This is a genomic window from Streptomyces sp. NPDC056628, assembly GCF_042792555.1.
Lineage (GTDB): Bacteria > Actinomycetota > Actinomycetes > Streptomycetales > Streptomycetaceae > Streptomyces.
The window spans coordinates 242,074-260,493 of the sequence record NZ_JBHTWG010000007.1; the positions used below are offsets into that span (position 1 = coordinate 242,074).

The window sequence follows — 18,420 nt, forward strand, 5'->3', positions numbered from 1 at the left end:
GGCCTTCCGCTGCAGGTCGTCACCACAGCGAGCCCTAAAGTACGACCGCTCCCCCAGCTGATGTACCTACACCGCCAAGCCACTCGGTGGCGACGAACGTCTCGTCCGCGGGGCGCTGATGCGTTCCGTCGACAACCAGGACTACCTGGGGGCGCCCGACGCCGAGGAGGCCGTAGCCGCTGCCGCCCTGATCGCCGCCCAATGTCCGGGCGGCGAATCGGTCAGCCTCCGCTACGGCCCGGAAGAGCCCATACCGAGCATGTCGGCGGACGTCAGGCGATCGGCCGCCGAGGCCCTGGACCGAGTCCTCGCCGACAGATCCGAGCTGTCCGAACTCTGGGGAGCGGAAGAGGGCGGGCGCTGGCGCGGCAGCATTGCGCACCTGCGCCAGCTACTCGATCCGGCATCGAGGGCGCAGGAAGACGCGCTGTTCGAGATGTGACGCGTCCCAGCTACGACCACGCGCTCGCCGATGGCCACTGCGCTCGACAGCAATGACGTCCACGGCAGACATCAGCGTGGCCAGACGGCCACGTATGAAGGAGATGCCCAGGCAGCTCCATACGTTCGGCCTCGAATTCGGAGCGCCACCAGTTGCGCAGCCGACTGCCCTCGCGACCTCACCGCGGTCCTCCCTTCCCGTCGTCGTGCTTGCCTGGCCGCTCGCCGCCCTTGGCGCCACCGTGCTCCGGCCTGGGTGCCGTCCTGGCGGACGGAACGGCTGGCGACGGGGTCGTGGCCGGGGGTCGATCGGCGGGCGGTGATGCGGTGCGCGTGGGTGAGGGGGAGGTCGGAGACGTAGGCGCCTCGGCGCCGGAATTCAGTGCTGCTCCGAGGGCCGTGGCCCCGGCGAACAGCGCGAGGCCGGCGCCGGCGAGAACGGCTTTGGAGGCCGGTTTGCGGCGACCGCTGGGGCGGGAGTGCGTGCCGGCGCGGGAATCACCGGCGTGTGGGGGCGGAGGCGATGGAACGGCCGGGGTGGGCATGAGGGTGGTGCCGTCGTGCTCGGCCGGTCGCGGTGTCCCGTCCTGCGCGGCGAGCCAGTCGGCCGCCTGCTCGGCGGTGGGCCGGTGGGCCGGGTCCTTCGCGAGCATCCGCAGCACGTAGTCGGAGAGCGGCTGCGGGATGCCGGGGCGCAGGTGGTCGGGCTGTGCCGGTGTGGCACTGACGTGCTGCTGGACCACGGCCAGTGACGTCGCTCCGCGGAACGGAGGCCGCCCGGTGAGCAGTTCGTACAGGACGCAGCCGAGGGAGTAGACGTCGGACGCCGGCTGCGCGGGACGGCCCAACGCGCGTTCCGGAGCCAGGTAGTCGGCGGTGCCGATGATCTTGCCCGTGGCGGTCAGGTTGCTGGCGGCCTCCTCGGCGAAGCGTGCGATGCCGAAGTCGGCGATCTTCACCGTGCGGTCGGTGGTCAGCATGACGTTGGCGGGTTTGACGTCCCGGTGGACCACTCCCTGGCGGTGTGCCGCGGAGAGGCCGGCCGCCGCCTGGGCCGCGATGGCTGCCGCCTCGGCCGGGGCCAGGGCGCCGCGCAGGGAGCGTTCCTGGGCCAGGTTCCAGCCGTCGACGAGTTCCATGACCAGATGGGGCTGGTCATGGTGCGAGCCGAAGTCGTACATGCCCACGACGTTGGGGTGGTTGAGCCGGGCCGCGATCCGCGCCTCCTGGCGGAATCGCTCGGCGTCCGTCCCTTCCTCGGCGTGCAGCAGTTTGACGGCCACGGGGCGCCCGAGGAGGTGGTCGCAGGCCCGCCACACCTCGCCCATCGCGCCGCGTCCCAGCAGCTCCTGCAACTCATAGCGGTCCGCCAGCAGACCCTGCACACCCACCCCGATCATCGCGTTGCTCGTGGTTCCCCCAGGCCCAGACGGTTCGGTTCGAGGGCGTTCGGGCCCCGGTCGACCGGGCCGACGCACTCGCTCTCGGACCGGGCGCCGGGGTGCGCTTAAGGCAGGCAGACGACGGGGGGTTCACCTGCCTGTCCCTCATTCGCGCGACCACCCGCCCGGACTGGGGTGCGAGCAGGTGCCACGAGGCCCTGGGTCCCTGAACCCACTTCTACAGCGATCCGGAGTCCCGGGCCGTCACACCCCTGGGGCGCCCAGCGCCACACGGCTCTCCGAGCTGGGAGAGCAGGGGCGGGCCCGGCACGGGGACCGAACCTGCCCCAGCACGTCGGCGCCTTCCTGCTCGTCGTCAGCAGCCCCGGCACGGTCACGGACACCGCGTCATCACAAGGACCGATTCCCCCTCCCGGAGAGGTGCCCGCCCCCTCCCCCCGGATTCACGCGACGGACCCGCCCTCCGGCCGCGTAGAGCAGACGACGGACTCACCCGAGGAGGGGCGGCACAGTGAGAGCGAGCGCACTCAAGGGGGCACTGAGGGGTGCCAGGGGTACGGCGATCGCGGCGGCGGCGATGGCCGTGCTGACCGCGTCGCAGGCACCGGGGGCGGTGTCGGCCGGGGCCGCGGAGCCCGCGCGGAGGGCGGCACCCACCGAGCACGGCCTCGGTGTGTCCGGCGACACCCCGTACCGCACCGATCTCCCCCCGCTGCGGACGCGGAAGAAGGGCTCGGCGCAGGAGGTGACGGACGAGGGCGCGCTGCCCGCGAGCGTGTTCGACGCATACCGGCGTGCCGAGGAGGAGCTGGCACGCAGCGCGCCACACTGCCGGCTGCGCTGGCAGTTGCTGGCCGCGATCGGCCAGGTGGAGTCCGGGCACGCACGGGGCGGCAGGGTGACCCGGGACGGTACGACCGTGACACCCGTCCTCGGCCCGCGGCTGGCCGGCGGCGCCTTCGCCGTCGTACGGGACACCGACGGGGGCGCGTACGACGGGGACACGGTGTACGACCGCGCGGTGGGCCCGATGCAGTTCATCCCGTCCACCTGGGCCCGCTGGGGAGCGGACGGCAACGGCGACGGACGGACGGACCCGGACAACGTCTACGACGCGGCGCTCGCCGCCGGCCGCTACCTGTGCGCCGGCGGCCGGGACCTGGCGAACCCGGCCGACCTGGACCGGGCGATCCTGGGCTACAACCACTCGGACGCCTATCTGAGCACCGTCAAGGCGTGGTACGCGTACTACCTGACCGGGCACCGCGTGGTGCCGGACGCATCCGGCGGATCCGGGTCGGGGCGGCCGAAGCCGTCCCGCCCGAAGACGCCGCAGCCCTCGGCGCCGAAGTCGCCGGACGACCGGAAGCCGGGCCCTGGTCCTTCGCACGCGTCGTCGCCGCCGCCCCCCTCGTCCTCCCCCAGCCCGTCCCCCGAGGCCGGCGCCCCCGAGGAGTCCGGGACGCCGCTGGTTCCTGTCCCCGAACCGGCCCTCACACCGCCCGTCGTCGGCGTGCTGAGCGATGCGGGGCCGCTGACCACGGGCAACGACTGAAACACGGGGGGTGTCTCCCCCTCCACAACGGCCCCTACCCGGGGGTAATGTCGCCACCCGCCGGATGCACAGGACCGGCGGGTGAGTGCGAAGGGGCCCTCATGGCGACGGACATGCCGGCGGACACAGCGGCCGCCGACGAGCGTTGGCAGCACATGTGGAGCCACCGTGAGCAGCTGCTCAAGGTGGCCCGGCGGCGGTCCATGAGCCAGGAGGACGCCGAGGACGCCGTTCACGAGGCGATGTTGCGGGCCGCCGAGCGCCCGGAGCTCGACGACGAGCGGCTCGGCGCCTGGCTGACGACGGTGACGATGCGGCTGTGCGTCGACCGGCACCGGCAGGTCAGCCGGGAGGCCGAGGTGGGCACCCGCCCCACACTCGTCGCGCCCGGCCCGGTACCCGTCGAGGAGGCGGTGTGCGACCGGGCCGAGGCGAAGTGGCTCGCCGTGCGCAGCGGTGAGCTGCCGGCCCGGCAGGCGGAGGCGCTTCGGCTGAGGTCCCAGGACCTGGACGTGAGCCAGGTCGCGGTGCGGATGGGGCTCAGCTACCGGACCGTCGAGTCGCTGCTCGCCCGGGCCCGGCGGACGCTGCGCGCCTCGCTGGCCGGGACGCTCGGGCTGGTGTTGTTCCTGCTCGGGCGCGGGCGGCTGCGCGGGGGCGTCAACGCGCAGGCGGTCGTGGTCACCTCGACGGCGGTGACCCTGGCGGTGGCGGGGTTCGTGCTGCCGTACGCACTCGACGCGGGCGGAGACGGGAACGGTCCGACGCCACGGCCGACCGTGTCCGGCGACGTGCAGATCGTGGGCAGCGATACCGCGGGCCGGGGGCGTGCCGCGAGGACGCCCACCCCCTCGCCCTCTGTGCCCGGCGTCTGGGGCGGGACGCCCTCACCCACCGGGTCCCTGCCGGTGCCGTCCCTGCCGGACGTGTCCGCGTCCCTGCTCCCGGAGCTGTCGACGCCGCAGGTACCCGAGGTGCCGAAGGTGCTCGATGTGCCGCAGGTACCCGAGGTGCCGACGGTCCCGAAGGCGCCCGACGTGCCCACCGTGCCGAAGGTGCCCGACGTGCCCACGGTGCCGAAGGTGCCCGCGGTCCCGAAGGTGCCGGACCTGTCGACCGCCGTGCCGGACCTGTCGACGACGTCGGCCGCCTCGTCGGTCCCGTCGCTTCCCCCGGCCTCGGCCGTACCGGCCGCTCCGCTCTCCGTCCCCGCTCCGGGAACGCCTTCGCCACAGCTGCCGTAGCGCCCCTTACGCCCCGTACGCCCCGTACACGCGTCCGCAAAAAATTCTTCGTCCGCCGCGACGGACACCCGTCCCCTCCCCGTAGAGCAGGTGTCGGAGCTGCTCCACGGACGAAGGGTGGACCCGGATGGGTGTCGAGATCTGTGTGGAAGGGCTCACCAAGTCCTTCGGCCACCAGGTCATCTGGCAGGACGTCTCGCTGACGCTGCCCGCCGGGGAGATCTCGGTGATGCTCGGCCCCTCGGGGACGGGAAAGTCGGTGTTCCTCAAGACGCTCGTGGGGTTGCTGAAGCCCGACCGGGGCTCGGTGAAGGTCGCGGGCCGGGACATCACCCGCCTGCGCGAGCGCGACCTGTACGAGGTGCGAAAGCTGTTCGGCGTGCTGTTCCAGGACGGCGCGCTCTTCGGCTCGATGAACCTTTACGACAACATCGCCTTCCCGCTGCGCGAGCACACCCGCAAGTCCGAGAGCGAGATCAAGCGGATCGTCCTCGAAAAGATGGACATGGTCGGACTGATCGGCGCCGAGGGGAAGCTGCCCGGCGAGATCTCCGGCGGTATGCGCAAACGGGCCGGGCTCGCCCGTGCCCTGGTCCTCGACCCGGAGATCATCCTGTTCGACGAGCCGGACTCGGGCCTGGACCCGGTCCGCGTGGCCTACCTCAACCAGCTCATCGTCGACCTCAACGCACAGATCGACGCGACCTTCCTGATCGTCACCCACGACATCGCCTCGGCCGGCCAGGTCCCGGACAACATCGGGCTGCTGTTCCGGCGCGAGCTGGTGATGTTCGGGCCCCGCGAGAAGCTGCTGGCCAGTGACGAGCCCGTCGTACGGCAGTTCCTGAACGGCCGGATGCAGGGGCCGATCGGCATGGCGGAGGAGAAGGACGCGGCCCAGGTCGAGCAGGAACTGGCCCGGCTCGACGACGGCGGCCCGGCCGATGCGCCGGCTCCCCGTCTGCTCCCCGGCCCCGGAATCGTCCGCCCGCCTCGCTGGGAGGCGATCGCGCGACGCGAGGCACACCTGCACGGGACGGAGGTGAGGGGCGCATGAGGCTCTCCCCGACGGGCGCGCTCCGGCAGTCGGGCAACCTCTTCGCGATGGCGCTGGACGTCGTGCGGACTCTCCCCCGGCGGCCCTTCCAGACGCGGGAGTTCATCCAGCAGGCGTGGTTCGTCGCGAGCGTCACGATCCTGCCGACGGCTCTGGTCTCGATCCCCTTCGGGGCGGTCATCGCGCTGCAGATCGGCAGCCTGACCCGGCAGTTGGGCGCGCAGTCCTTCTCCGGTGCCGCGTCCGTGCTCGCCGTGCTCCGGGAGGCCTCGCCGATCGTCACCGCGCTGCTGATCGCGGGCGCGGGCGGCACGGCGATCTGCGCGGACCTCGGGGCGCGCAAGATCCGGGACGAGATCGACGCGATGCAGGTGCTCGGCATCGACCCGATCCACCGGCTCGTCGTACCGCGGGTGCTGGCGTCGATGGTCGTGGCCGTTCTGCTCAACGGCCTGGTCTCGGTGGTCGGTGTCGCGGGCGGCTACTTCTTCAACGTCGTCCTCCAGGACGGGACGCCCGGCGCCTACCTGGCGTCCTTCACCACCCTCGCTCAGCTGTCCGACCTGTGGGCGGCCGAGCTGAAGGCGCTGGTGTTCGGGGCGATCGCCGCGATCGTCGCCTCCTACAAGGGGCTGACCGCGCGGGGCGGGCCGAAGGGCGTGGGCGACGCGGTCAACCAGTCGGTGGTGATCACCTTCATGTTGCTGTTCGTGACCAACTTCGTGATGACCGCGGTGTACTTCCAAGTCGTCCCGCAGAGGGGTTAGCCCATGCGACTTCTCAGCCGTCCACTGAACGCTCTCGAAGAGCTCGGATCCCAGCTCTCCTTCTACGGTCGCTCACTGGCCTGGACGGGCCGCACCGTGCGCCGCTACAAGAAGGAGATCCTGCGGCTGCTCGCCGAGGTGAGCTTCGGCCGGGGCGCCCTCGCCGTCGTCGGCGGCACGGTCGGCGTGATCGCCTTCCTCTCCTTCTTCACCGGAACCGAGGTCGGCCTGCAGGGCTACGCGGCCCTCAACCAGCTCGGCACCTCGAACTTCGTCGCGTTCCTGTCGGCGTACTTCAACACCCGGGAGATCGCCCCGCTGGTGGCCGGACTCGCCCTGTCCGCGACAGTCGGCGCCGGGTTCACCGCGCAGCTCGGTGCGATGCGGATCAGCGAGGAGACCGACGCGCTGGAGGTGATGGGCGTCCCGTCGCTGCCGTTCCTGGTGACGACGCGGATGATCGCCGGCTTCGTCGCGGTGATCCCGCTGTACGTGGTCGGGCTGCTGTCCTCGTACCTCGCCGCCCGCACCATCACGACCGTCTACTACGGGCAGTCGACGGGCACGTACGACCACTACTTCCACCAGTACCTGCCACCGGTCGACGTCTTCTGGTCCTTCGGCAAGGTGATCGTCTTCGCCGTCCTGATCATCCTGGTGCACTGCTACTACGGCTACCACGCGACCGGCGGCCCGGCGGGCGTCGGCGTCGCGGTCGGCCGTGCGGTGCGGACCTCGATCGTCGCCATCAACGTCCTGGACTTCTTCCTGAGCCTCGCGATCTGGGGCGCCAACACGACCGTACGGATCGCAGGGTGAGGCCGATGAGAGCACTGAGACTCAGGTTGTACGGCGTCGCGTTCCTCGTCGTGCTCGCGCTGCTGCTGTCGCTCGCCGTGGCCGTCTACGAGCAGGCGTTCACGCCGGTCGTGCGCATCACGCTGCGGGCCGACACACTCGGCAACCAGCTCGAGCCGCGCGCCGACGTCAAGCTGCGCGGGCTGCTGGTCGGCGAGGTCCGGGCGACGCACGCGGACGGGACGAAGGCCACGCTCGACATCGCGCTCAAGCCGCAGTACGTCGCGCACATCCCCTCGGACGTACACGCCCGACTGCTGCCCAAGACGCTCTTCGGCGAGAAGTACGTCGACCTGGTGCCGCCCGCCGGGCCGGCGGCTCGGCCCATCCGCGCCGGGGACGTCATCACGCAGGACCGCACCACGGTCGGCATCGAGGTACAGCAGCTGATGAACGACCTGCTGCCGCTGCTGCGGACGGTCCAGCCGGGCGAACTCAACGCCACGCTCTCGGCGTTCGCCACGGCTCTGGAGGGCCGCGGCGACCGGATCGGCGACAACCTCGCACGGGTCGACGGCTATCTGCGCCGCCTCAACCCGCACATGCCCTCCCTCAAGGAGGACATCGCGCGGTTCGCGGACGTCGCCGAGGTGTACGGCGACGCCGCGCCCGACCTGATGCGGATCCTGCGCAACACGGTCACCACCAGCCGGACGATCGTCGAGAAGAGGGACCGGCTGGCCGCGGCTCTGCGGGCGACCGCGTCCGTGGCGGGCACGGCGAACGGCTTCCTGTCCGAGAACGGCGACCGGCTGATCACCCTGGGCCGGGTCTCCCGCCCCACGCTGGAGCTGTTCGCCCGCTACTCCCCCGAGTACCCGTGCCTGTTCCAGGGCCTGGTCCGGCAGGGGAAGGCGTCGGAGGACGCGTTCCGGGGCGGCGAGATGCGGATCACCCTGGAGGTCGTCCGGCCGCAGGGGGCGTACCGGCCCGGTGAGGAGCCGGTGTACGGCGAACGGTCCGGCCCGAACTGCCGCGGCCTGCCGCATCCGCCGGTGCCCGGGCCGAAGCCCCATCTCGACGACGGTACGTCGGCCGGAGGGTCCGGCGGCGACTCACCCCCCGGAGGTGTCGACGTGTCCGCCACCCGGGCCGAGCAGCGGGCCGTCGGCTCGCTCGTGGCCCCCGCCATGGGCGTCCCCGCGGACCAGGTGCCGTCCGTGGCGACCCTGCTGTTCGGGCCGCTCGCGCGCGGAACGGCGGTGAGTGTCGCATGAGCAGGTCAGGAGCCCGGCAGACCGCCGCCCCGCTGGTCAAGTTCAGCCTCTTCGCGCTGGTCACGATCGCGGCGACGGCGCTGCTCGCCGCCACCATCGTCAACTTCTCCTTCACCGCCAAGGAGACCTATCACGCGGTGTTCACCGACGTCACCGGGCTGGAGACCGGCGACGACATCCGGGTGGCCGGAGTGCGGGTGGGAGAGGTCGACGGCATCCGCATCAAGGACCGGACCCTGGCGGAGGTCACGTTCACCGTCAGCGCGGACCGGCCGCTGCTCGCCGGGACCCACGCGGTCGTCCGCTACCGCAACCTGGTCGGGCAGCGGTACATCGCGCTGACCGAGGGCCCGGGTGACGTGACCGCCCGGCTGCGGCCGGGCGGCACCATCCCGCTGTCCCGGACCCAGCCGGCGCTGGACCTCAACGACCTGCTGAACGGCTTCAAGCCGCTGTTCGCCGCGCTCAGCCCGAGCGACGTCAACCAGCTCGCCACCGAGATCGTCCGGACCCTCCAGGGCGAGGGCGGCACGGTGAACAGCCTGCTCGCGCACACCGCCTCGCTCACCAGCACCCTCGCCGACCGCGACGAGCTGATCGGATCGGTGGTCGACAACCTCAACACCGTCCTGGAGACGCTCGACAAGCGCGGCTCCCGCTTCTCCGGGCTGCTCACGCAGCTGCGCCGGGTGGTCTCGGGGCTGTCGGCCGACCGCAGGCCCATCGGGGAGTCGCTGGTGAGCATCGGCGAGCTCACGGACGTCACGTCGGGGCTGCTGAAGGACGCGCGTCCACCGCTGAAGGACGACATCGCCGAGCTCGGCGATCTCACCGGAACGCTGAACAGGAACGAGAACACCGTGGAGGGCGTCCTGAAGCGGCTGCCGAACAAGCTCGAGAAGCTGACGGGGACCGCCTCGTACGGCTCGTGGTTCAACTTCTACCTCTGCGACTTCGACGGCCGGATCGTGCTGCCGAGGACCAAGCAGGTGATCAGCCCGGAGCTGCATGTGGCGCAGGCGAGGTGTGGCGGATGAGCATGCGCATCGGGCGGCGCGATGTCCGCCGCCCCGAGCCGCTGGTGAAGGTCAAGGTCCTGCCGCCGAGGCTGCCGAGACTCCCCCGACTGCTGCCCAAGCGCAGACCGCCCCGCCCCGAACCCCTCGTGAAGGTCAAGGTCCTGCCGCCGAGGCTGCCGGGACTCCCCCGACTGCCCGGGATCCGGCTCAGGCGCCCACGCCTGAAGCCCTTCCGCGAGCGGAACCCGGTCGGCGTAGGCGCCGTCGGCCTCACCGTCCTCGCGCTGCTCACCGTCGCCGCCTTCAACGCCGACAGCCTGCCGCTGATCGGCGGCGGCGACACCTACAGCGCGGCCTTCTCCGAGGCCGGCGGGCTCAAGCCGGGCGACGAGGTACGGATCGCCGGGGTCAAGGTCGGCAAGGTCGAGGACGTCGACCTGGACGGCGACCACGTCAAGGTGACCTTCAAGGTGAAGGGCGATCCGGCGTTCGGTACCGACACGGGTGCGTCGATCCGGGTCAAGACGATCCTCGGCGCGAAGTACCTGGCCCTGCACCCGAAGGGGCCCGGCCAGTTGCAGCCGGGCCGCGAGATCCCCCTCCGGCGGACCGTGTCGGCGTACGACGTCGTCCAGGCCTTCAGCGACCTGACGACCACCACCGAGGAGGTCGACACGGACCAGCTCGCGAAGGCACTGGACACGATCTCCGTCACCTTCCAGGACTCCCCCGCGGAAGTGCGGGCGTCGATCAAGGGGCTGTCCCGGATCTCCCGGACCGTCGCCACCCGTGACAAGGCCCTGCGCGGGCTCCTCGACCATGCGAACGGAGTCACCGAGGTGCTGGCCGCTCACACGAAGGACTTCTCCGCGCTGGTGAAGGACGGTGACGCCCTGTTCAAGGAGATCAGCAAGCGGCGCGCGGCGATCCACAAGCTGCTCAAGAGCTCCGCCCTGCTCGGCATCGAGCTGTCCGGCCTGGTCGACGACAACAGCAAGGAGATCGGGCCCGCGCTGAAGAACCTCAACACCTTCGTGACGATGCTCGAACGCAACCAGACGAGTCTCGACCGCAGCGTCCGGCTGCTCGCGCCCTACGTACGGCTCTTCACCAACACCCTCGGCAACGGCCGCTGGTTCGACTCCTACATCCAGAACCTGGTCGCCGCCCCGGTCACCCCACGGGCGGGAGACACCCGATGACCCGCAGAATCCTGGCCCTGTTCACCGCGCTCGCGATCGTCGTCGGCCTCGCCGTCGTCCTCTGGCCGCGCCCCGGCCCCGTCCACGTGACCGCGTACTTCCCGCGCACCGTCGGCATCTATCCCGGCTCCGACGTCCGCGTCCTCGGCGTCCGCATCGGCGAGGTCAAGGAGATCACGCCGGAGGGCGACCGGGTACGCGTGGAGCTGGAGTACGACCGGGGCCGCAAGGTCCCGGCGGACGCGCAGGCCGCTGTCGTCAACTCCTCGGTGGTCAGCGACCGTTACGTGCAGCTGCTGCCGGTGTACCGCGAGGGCGCGGTGCTGCGGGACGGAGCCGTCATCCCCGAGTCCCGTACGGCCGTCCCCGTCGAGCTTGACCGGATGTTCGACAGCCTGCACACCACCGCCGAGGCGCTCGGCCCGAACGGCGCCAACGAGAAGGGCTCCCTGTCCCGGCTCCTCGGGGTGAGCGCGGACAACCTCCACGGGCAGGGCGGGAACCTCAACCAGACGGTGGAGAACCTGTCCCAGGCGGTCACCACGCTGTCCGACGGGCGCGGCGACCTGTTCGGGACCGTGCGGAACCTTCAGGTGTTCACGGCCGCACTGGCGGCGGACGACGCCGACGTCCGGTCGTTCAACACCGACCTCGCCGACGTGGCCGGGCAGCTCGCCGGGGAGCGCAAGGATCTCGCGGCCGCGCTGAAGTACCTGGCCGCCGCGCTCGGCGACGTGTCCGGCTTCGTGAAGGGCAACAAGAAGGCCCTGACGGCGGACGTGAGGAGCCTGGCAAAGGTCACCAAGGTGCTCGTCACCCAACGGGACGCTCTGGAGGAGCTGTTGACCGTCGCCCCCACGGGTCTGTCGAACCTGCAGAACGCCTACAACCCCGCCGCCGGCACCCTCGACACCCGCAACAACGCGCAGGCCCCGCAGGATCCGGCATCCCTTCTCTGCTCGATCCTGAGGACGACCGGCGACGACCACGACAACTGTGCGGGGCTGAAGAAGCTCCTCGACTCCCTGCCCGAGGTCCCGTCGGGCCCGGCGTCGACGGGGACGGTCGACAAGACCCTCGGCGGAATCCTGGGGGCACCGGCATGAGCGTGCGGCGCAAGGGGCGGATGGCCGCCTGGACGGCGGTCGGCACGCTGCTGCTGACCGGCTGCGAGTTCAACGGCTGGTACGACGTCCCGCTCCCCGGCGGTGCCGCCTCGGACGGTCACGCCTACCACGTCACCGTCGACTTCCGGGACGTCCTGGACCTGGTGCCGCAGTCGGCGGTCAAGGTCGACAACGTCACCGTCGGCGCGGTCGAGACGGTGGAACTGGACGGCTGGCACGCCCGCGTGCGGCTCAGGATCGCCGACTCGGTGAAGCTGCCCGGCAACGCGGTCGCCGATCTGCGGCAGACCAGCATGCTCGGCGAGAAGTACGTCGCCCTGTCCCCGCCGGCCGGGACACGGCCCGTCGGACGGCTCCGCGACGGCGACCGCATCCCGCTGTCCCGCAGCGGCCGCAACCCGGAGGTCGAGGAGGTGCTGTCGGCCCTCTCGGCGCTGCTCAACGGCGGCGGGGTGGCCCAGCTGAAGACGATCACCGTCGAGCTGAACAAGGCCCTCGACGGCCGCGAGGACCGGGTCAGGTCCCTGCTGAAGCAGCTCGACACCTTCCTCGGCGGCCTCGACGACCAGCGGGCGGAGATCGTGCGCGCGCTGAAGGGCGTCGACCGGCTCGCCAAGCGGCTGAAGAAGGAGAAGAAGACGATCGCCCTGGCCGTCGACACCATGCCGCCCGCCCTGAAGATCCTCGCCGACCAGCGCAAGGACCTGACGAAGATGCTCACCGCCCTGTCGACGCTCGGCAAGACCGGCACCAGGGTGGTGAACGCCTCCCACGACGACACCGTCGCCAACCTGAAGAAGCTCCGCCCCATCCTGCGGCAGCTGAACGAGGCGGGCGACGACCTTCCCAACTCCCTGGAGATCCTGACCACTTACCCGTTCCCGCGCAACGCGACGGACGCGGTGAAGGGCGACTACGTCAACCTGAAGATCACTGCCGACCTCGACCTGGCGGACCTGTACGGCAACGCCACCGGCAAGCCGGGCGACGACGGGAAGTCCCCGGCCCCCGAGACCCCGCGCCTTCCCGACGTCCCCACCCCCACCCCGCTCCCGTCCGTCCCGTCGCTGCCGGGCACCCCGTCCGTGCCCCCCGCGCCCTCCGCGCCGTCCGTGCCGTCCGTGCCCTCGACGCCCTCCGACGGCAGCACCCTGCTGTGCCCGCCGGTGTGCACCGCCGCCTACGGCACCAGGGGCGGCTCGCGGCGCCTCCCGCCGGGGGTCGATCTCGGCCTCGCCGAGCTGATGCTGAAGGGGATACTGCCGTGATCACACGTACGGTCAGGGCCCAGCTGCTCGCCTTCGCGACCGTCACCGCCCTCGGAGTGTCGTTCGTCGGCGCGCGGTACACGGGCCTGGTGGACGCTGTCCTGCACCGCGGCTACACCGTGCGTGCCGACTTCGCCGAGTCCGGGGGTGTCTTCCCCGGCGCCGAGGTCACCTACCGGGGCGTACCAGTGGGCCGCGTGGGCGAGCTGCGGCCGACCGGGTCCGGGGTCTCGGTGGCGCTGAAGATCGAGGACGGCGCGCCGGGAATCCCGGCCGACACGCTCGCGGTGGTCGCCAACCGTTCGGCGGTGGGCGAGCAGTACGTCGACCTCCAGCCGCGGCGCTCGGGCGGGCCGTACCTCACGGACGGCAGCCCGATCCCGCGCAGCCGCACCCGGACCCCGCTGCCGGTCACCGACCTGGTCCTCAGCCTCGACCGGCTGGTCAACTCCGTCCACAAGGGCGATCTGCGGGTCAGCGTGGACGAGTTGGGCAAGGCGTTCGCCGGCACCGGACCGAACCTGAGCCGGCTGGTGGACTCCGGCAACGCGCTGGTGGAATCGGCCTCCGAGTCGCTGCCCCAGACGATCTCGCTGATCGAGGACTCGCGGAAGGTGCTCAGGACACAGGCCGACCAGGGCTCGGCCATCAAGTCGTTCTCCCGCGACCTGGCCGCGCTCACCGAGCAGCTGAAGTCGAGCGACGGCGATCTGCGCAGGCTGATCGGCAACACCGCGCCCGCCGCCCAGCAGGTGGACTCCTTGCTGAGGTCCACCCGGCCGCACGTCCCGGTCCTGCTGGCCAACCTCATCAGCGGCGGCCGGATCACCGTGGCCCGGCTGCCCGGCGTCGAACAGGCCCTGGTCACGCTCCCGCTCACTGTCGCGGGCAGCTACACCGTCATCCCCGGCGACGGAACCACCCACTTCGGGATGGTCGTGAACGCCGACGACCCTCCCGCCTGCACCCAGGGCTACGGCACCCAGCGGCGCGACCCCGCCGACACCCGCACGCGTCCGGCGAACACCGACGCGCGCTGCACGGCACCGCGCGGCGGCAAGACCTCGGTGCGCGGAGCGCAGAACGCGCCCGGCGCGACGACCGGTCGGCACGGCTCCGACCAGGCCGCGTTCGTGGCCCCCTACGACCCGGAGACCGGCACCGTGACCGGCCCGGACGGAACGCCCGTCGAGATCGGCTCGACGGGCGGGGAACAGACCGTGTTCGGAAAGGAGTCCTGGCAATGGCTGCTCGTGGGACCGATGGTGTGAGCGGCGGACGCGTGAAGCTGCTCTCCGCGGGGCTCGTCGCCGCGACCGTGCTGACGACCGTGCCGTGTGTCTGGCTGGGCCTGAAGCTGTCCGACCAGCGCGCGGCGGAACAGCGCCGGCAGGACATCCTGGCGGCGGCCCGCCAGTCCGCGCTGAGCTTCACGTCGCTCGACTACCGCCACTACGACCGGGACAGCGGCAATGTGCTCAAGGGTGCCACCGGCGCGTTCAAGAAGGAGTTCGCCGCGCAGACCGAAGAACTGACGAAGCTGGTGGCGCAGAACAAGTCGGTGTCCGAGGGCCAGGTCCTGGAAGCGGGCATCGTGCGGTCCGACGCCCGCTCGGCCCGGGTCCTGGTCGTGGCCGACAGCAAGGTGACCAACACCGCCGCGCCCGAGGGCCAGGCGCGTACCTACCGGCTCCAGCTCGACCTCTCGCGCGTGGCCGGCCGCTGGCTGACCTCCGACGTCGCGTTCGTCGGCTGACCCACCCGTGAGGCCATCGATGAGAAGAGACACCGTGGCGAACCCGACCTCCCGCACCCGCGGCACCGGCTCACCGGCCCGCCGCACCATGACCGCGGCCGCCCGCGCGGCGGCCAAACGCTCCGGGCGGCCCGCGCGCGCCGAGGCCGTCGCCCGCCAGGAGGAGCGGACTGCCTCCGGGCGCACCCTGCTCGTGGAGCCCCCGGCGAACGGCTGGGAGGACCCGCCGGAGCCCGAGTCGCTCGACGCGTTCGAATCGTTCGAATCCTTCGAGTCGTTCGAGGAGGAGCCGGAGGACGGCGTGCCCCCGCGCAAGGCCGGGCGGAGCGTCCTCATCGCGATGCTGGGCGTCGTCCTCGTGGCGGCCCTGGTCGCGGCCGCCGTACTCGGGTGGCAGTACCGGCAGGGGCGGCAGGCGGAACAGGCTCGCGGCGAGGCCCTCGCGGCCGCGCGGAAGGCGGCGCCGGTGGTGCTGTCGTACGACTACCGGCACCTGGACCGGGACTTCTCCCGGGCCCGCGCCCTGCTGACCGGGCACTTCCGCGACCAGTACGGCAAGACCACGAAGGCGGTGGTCGCGCCGACCGCGACGAAGTACCACGGCGTGGTGAAGGCGACCGTGGCCACACCCGCCGACGGCGGCGCCCCGGCGGTCTCCGTCGTGTCGGCCACGCCTGACCGGGCCGTCGTCCTGCTCTTCGTCAACCAGCTCACCCGGAGCACCCAGGTTCCGGCGCCCCGGCTGGACCTGAACCGGGTGCGTATGACGCTCACCCGCACCTCCGACGGCTGGAAGGTGAGCGGCGTCGACGCACTCTGACCGGTGAGAGGGCTACGAACCAGGACGAGGCCGTTACCGGAGCCCGCCCCGTGGGGCTCCGGCCCGGACTCGTCCAGGCAGGTCCACCAGGGCCGCCCGGGTTGACCTGTCAGGCCGAGACAGTCCCTCAGGGCTGCGGCTACCGTCGAGAGGAAGAGCGGATTGCCACCGGAGGAGGAACGACGATGGCCGGCACCGAAACGCTCGACCGCAGCACCTGGGAGACCGCCCTCAACCAGATGACCGAGGAACACCAAGGGGAGTTCGTCACCATCGAGGTACTGGATCCCGAGGTCGGGCACCAGTACGAAGCCAACCGGCTGCCCTTCGCCACCATCGTGTACGACCCGAAGGACGACGTGGTGGCCGTCTCCGTCGGCGGGCAGTCGCCGGGCTACCCCGTCGTCCTGCGGCACCTGGTGTGGCACCCCACGGAGATCGACGTCGCCACGCAGGACATCCCCGAGCCGGCGGTCCGGGTGGTCGACAAGGACGGCACCGCCACGCTGATCACCTTCTTCTCCAAGGAGTCCGGCACCGAGTCCTGACCCCCTGGGCGCGCTCGCCGCGGGCAGCCGTCACGGCACCTCGCAGCGGGCTGTCCGGCAGGCGGTCAGGGCCGCAGAAAGTGCCTCTGAGCAGCAAGAACGAGGATCGCCGAGCTCCCGTTTCTGCCAGCGCCGGAGGCACTTTCACCCGTGTCCGCGTCCAGGACGACGGCCGCCGATCCGTGCACTCCTGAGGCGGGACGACGTGTCGCGCGGCCTCGGCCGTGCACCTTTCAACGAGTGACGGACGCGCAGCGCACGCAGGTCTTTGCCGCCGGGCGGACTTCGAGGCGCTCCGTCGGGATCTGCTCACCGCATTGCTCGCAGCGCCCGTAGTCGCCGCTCTCCAACCGCTCCAGGGCGTGATCGAGATCGTTCAGATGCTCGCGCGTCTGGGACAGCAGGGCGGCGACGTGCGCCCGCTCGAACGCCGTGCTCGCCCCTTCCGGGTCGTGCTCGTCGTCGACGGCCACCAGTGCGTTCGCCTCGACGATCCCTTCGTATTCACGGCTCAGAGCGGATATCTGCTGCAGCGTGCCGTCACGGTCGGCCGCGAGCAGCGCACGCATCGACTCGCTCTGAGGTGCGGAAAAAACGGCATTACTGCCTTGATCGCTCATAACGGAGGAAACCTCTGCGTCTTGCGCCACATTCCCGGGCGCTCGGGCGACGGCAGCCTCAGGAACGACGGGGGCGGCCCCGCTGGTACTGCTTCGGCCACGGGACGTCGTCCCCCAGCACGCGGGCCGCGCGGAGCGGCCAGGTCGGATTGCGCAGCAGTTCGCGCGCGAGCATGATCGCGTCGGCCGAGCGATCCACGAGGATCTGGTCGGCCTGCTCCGGTGCGGTGATCAGGCCCACCGCGGAGACGGGCAGGGCCGCGCCCTCGCGGACGGTTCGGGCGAAGGGCACCTGGTAGCCGGGCTCCACTTCGATACGGGCGTTGTGGACGAGCCCGCCGCTGGTGATGTCCACCAGATCGACGCCGTGGGCCACCAGGTGCCGCGACAGTTCGACCGTCTCCTCCGGAGTCCAGCCGCCGTCGGCCCAGTCCGTGGCCGAGAAGCGTACGAACAGCGGGCGGTCCTCCGGCCACTGTGCCCGTACGGCGTCGGTGACCTGGACGAGGAAGCGGCTGCGCCCGTCGAGATCGCCTCCGTACTCGTCGCTGCGGTGGTTGGACAGCGGTGACAGGAACTGGTGCAGCAGATAGCCGTGCGCGGCGTGGATCTCCAGGACGTCGAAGCCGGCGGACAGCGCCCGCGTGGCGGCCTCGGCGAAGGCCCGGACCAGAGCGCGGATGTCGTCCACGCCGAGCTCCCGCGGGGCCGGCCAGTCGCCGAACGGCAGCGGTGACGGTGCCACCGTCTGCCATCCTCCGGCCTCCGGTTCGACGTACACGTCACCCACCCAGGGCGGTGCCGTCGACGCCTTGCGGCCGGCATGGGAGATCTGGATGCCGGCGACGGCTCCCTGCCCGCGGACGAAGTCGGTGATCCGCTTGTACGCGGCGGCGTGCCCGTCATCCCAGATGCCGGCGTCGGAAGGGGTGATCCGGCCCTCGGGTACCACTGCCGTGGCCTCTTGCATGACCAGGCCGGACCCGCCGCGTGCCAGGGAGCCGAGATGGACCAGATGCCAGTCCTGCGGATAGCCGTCGACCGAGCTGTACTGGCACATGGGGGCCACCCAGGCCCGGTTCGGGAAGGTCGTGCCGCGAAGGGTGAGCGGTGAGAAGAGACGGCTCATGGGAGGCCTCGCAGGAGGGATGGGGGGAGGACGGGTGCCCCGCAGCCGTCGAGCCGTGACGGCCTGGGCTCCTGCGGAGCGCCCCTCACGGTGGGTGCACCCGAGTACCCCGGCCACTCGTGACACACACCACACACCACCGGTCAGGCGTGCCCGCCCACGCGATGTCACAGCTCTCGTCGTCAGGCCCGTCCGTCGGCGTGATCACCAACGGATCCGGCCGAACCCGCACCTGTCGCCCCGGCCACGGGACAGGGCCGGCATCGCTCCCGCCCTGCCGAGGAGGGGCCATGAGTTCCCGCAGGTCAGCGCGTACGCCCTCGGAGCGGAAGACCTGCCGGTTGCTGCCGCATGACCGGCGGGGTCCACTGGGGTAGAGGGCCTCATCC

17 protein-coding genes and 1 pseudogene are annotated in these 18,420 nt (G+C 71.4%); 15 read left to right on the forward strand and 3 right to left on the reverse strand.

What is annotated here, in order from left to right; translation table 11 throughout:
• Nucleotides 1-106 precede the first annotated feature (106 nt).
• Nucleotides 107-442 (forward strand): annotated as a pseudogene (locus ACFRAC_RS13045) (DUF4259 domain-containing protein); the annotation flags it as partial.
• Between the two features lie 178 nt (nucleotides 443-620).
• Here ACFRAC_RS13045 and ACFRAC_RS13050 read toward each other — a convergent pair.
• Nucleotides 621-1,841 carry a serine/threonine-protein kinase gene (locus ACFRAC_RS13050; protein WP_382923951.1) on the reverse strand — a complete coding sequence of 407 codons (1,221 nt, stop codon included), beginning with the start codon at nucleotides 1,839-1,841 and terminating at the stop codon, nucleotides 621-623.
• Nucleotides 1,842-2,421: 580 nt separating this feature from the next.
• Between ACFRAC_RS13050 and ACFRAC_RS13055 the strand changes: the two genes are divergently transcribed.
• The 14 genes from ACFRAC_RS13055 to ACFRAC_RS13120 all read left to right on the forward strand — a co-directional run bounded on the left by ACFRAC_RS13055 (nucleotide 2,422) and on the right by ACFRAC_RS13120 (nucleotide 16,282).
• Nucleotides 2,422-3,399: a lytic transglycosylase domain-containing protein gene (locus ACFRAC_RS13055; protein WP_382923986.1), complete on the forward strand. Its 978-nt coding sequence runs from the start codon at nucleotides 2,422-2,424 to the stop codon at nucleotides 3,397-3,399.
• Between the two features lie 101 nt (nucleotides 3,400-3,500).
• The gene (locus ACFRAC_RS13060) at nucleotides 3,501-4,643 is read left to right on the forward strand and encodes a sigma-70 family RNA polymerase sigma factor (RefSeq protein ID WP_382923952.1); all 1,143 of its coding nucleotides are present in this window, start codon (nucleotides 3,501-3,503) and stop codon (nucleotides 4,641-4,643) included.
• 127 nt (nucleotides 4,644-4,770) lie between these two features.
• Nucleotides 4,771-5,700 carry an ABC transporter ATP-binding protein gene (locus ACFRAC_RS13065; RefSeq protein ID WP_382923953.1) on the forward strand — a complete coding sequence of 310 codons (930 nt, stop codon included), beginning with the start codon at nucleotides 4,771-4,773 and terminating at the stop codon, nucleotides 5,698-5,700.
• A complete protein-coding gene (locus ACFRAC_RS13070) occupies nucleotides 5,697-6,467 on the forward strand; it encodes an MlaE family ABC transporter permease (RefSeq protein WP_382923954.1) in 771 nt (256 codons plus the stop codon). The genes ACFRAC_RS13065 and ACFRAC_RS13070 overlap by 4 nt, the downstream gene beginning before the upstream one ends.
• A 3-nt stretch (nucleotides 6,468-6,470) precedes the next feature.
• Nucleotides 6,471-7,286, forward strand: coding sequence for an ABC transporter permease (locus tag ACFRAC_RS13075; RefSeq protein ID WP_361341102.1), 816 nt, complete (start codon nucleotides 6,471-6,473; stop codon nucleotides 7,284-7,286).
• 5 nt (nucleotides 7,287-7,291) lie between these two features.
• A complete protein-coding gene (locus ACFRAC_RS13080; RefSeq protein ID WP_382923955.1) occupies nucleotides 7,292-8,542 on the forward strand; it encodes an MCE family protein in 1,251 nt (416 codons plus the stop codon).
• Nucleotides 8,539-9,579, forward strand: coding sequence for an MCE family protein (locus ACFRAC_RS13085; protein WP_382923956.1), 1,041 nt, complete (start codon nucleotides 8,539-8,541; stop codon nucleotides 9,577-9,579). The genes ACFRAC_RS13080 and ACFRAC_RS13085 overlap by 4 nt, the downstream gene beginning before the upstream one ends.
• Entirely contained in the window at nucleotides 9,576-10,763 is a 1,188-nt protein-coding gene (locus ACFRAC_RS13090) for an MCE family protein (RefSeq protein WP_382923957.1), read from the forward strand. Before ACFRAC_RS13085 ends, ACFRAC_RS13090 begins: the two co-directional genes overlap by 4 nt.
• Nucleotides 10,760-11,869, forward strand: a complete 1,110-nt coding sequence (locus tag ACFRAC_RS13095; RefSeq protein ID WP_382923958.1) for an MCE family protein — start codon at nucleotides 10,760-10,762, stop codon at nucleotides 11,867-11,869. Before ACFRAC_RS13090 ends, ACFRAC_RS13095 begins: the two co-directional genes overlap by 4 nt.
• On the forward strand, nucleotides 11,866-13,158 hold the full coding sequence (locus tag ACFRAC_RS13100) for an MCE family protein (RefSeq protein WP_382923959.1): 1,293 nt from the start codon (nucleotides 11,866-11,868) through the stop codon (nucleotides 13,156-13,158). The genes ACFRAC_RS13095 and ACFRAC_RS13100 overlap by 4 nt, the downstream gene beginning before the upstream one ends.
• On the forward strand, nucleotides 13,155-14,429 hold the full coding sequence (locus tag ACFRAC_RS13105; protein ID WP_382923960.1) for an MCE family protein: 1,275 nt from the start codon (nucleotides 13,155-13,157) through the stop codon (nucleotides 14,427-14,429). Before ACFRAC_RS13100 ends, ACFRAC_RS13105 begins: the two co-directional genes overlap by 4 nt.
• The gene (locus tag ACFRAC_RS13110) at nucleotides 14,402-14,914 is read left to right on the forward strand and encodes a hypothetical protein (protein WP_382923961.1); all 513 of its coding nucleotides are present in this window, start codon (nucleotides 14,402-14,404) and stop codon (nucleotides 14,912-14,914) included. Before ACFRAC_RS13105 ends, ACFRAC_RS13110 begins: the two co-directional genes overlap by 28 nt.
• 34 nt (nucleotides 14,915-14,948) lie before the next feature.
• Complete coding sequence (locus tag ACFRAC_RS13115) at nucleotides 14,949-15,734, forward strand: hypothetical protein (protein WP_382923962.1); 786 nt, start codon at nucleotides 14,949-14,951, stop codon at nucleotides 15,732-15,734.
• A gap of 185 nt (nucleotides 15,735-15,919) precedes the next feature.
• Nucleotides 15,920-16,282, forward strand: coding sequence for a DUF5335 family protein (locus tag ACFRAC_RS13120; RefSeq protein ID WP_382923963.1), 363 nt, complete (start codon nucleotides 15,920-15,922; stop codon nucleotides 16,280-16,282).
• A gap of 233 nt (nucleotides 16,283-16,515) precedes the next feature.
• On the opposite strand, the gene ACFRAC_RS13125 is transcribed toward ACFRAC_RS13120, so the two are convergent.
• Both ACFRAC_RS13125 and ACFRAC_RS13130 read right to left on the reverse strand, forming a co-directional pair.
• Nucleotides 16,516-16,902, reverse strand: coding sequence for a TraR/DksA family transcriptional regulator (locus ACFRAC_RS13125; RefSeq protein WP_382923964.1), 387 nt, complete (start codon nucleotides 16,900-16,902; stop codon nucleotides 16,516-16,518).
• A gap of 58 nt (nucleotides 16,903-16,960) precedes the next feature.
• Nucleotides 16,961-18,031: an NADH:flavin oxidoreductase/NADH oxidase gene (locus ACFRAC_RS13130; RefSeq protein WP_382923965.1), complete on the reverse strand. Its 1,071-nt coding sequence runs from the start codon at nucleotides 18,029-18,031 to the stop codon at nucleotides 16,961-16,963.
• Between the last annotated feature and the right edge of the window lie 389 nt (nucleotides 18,032-18,420).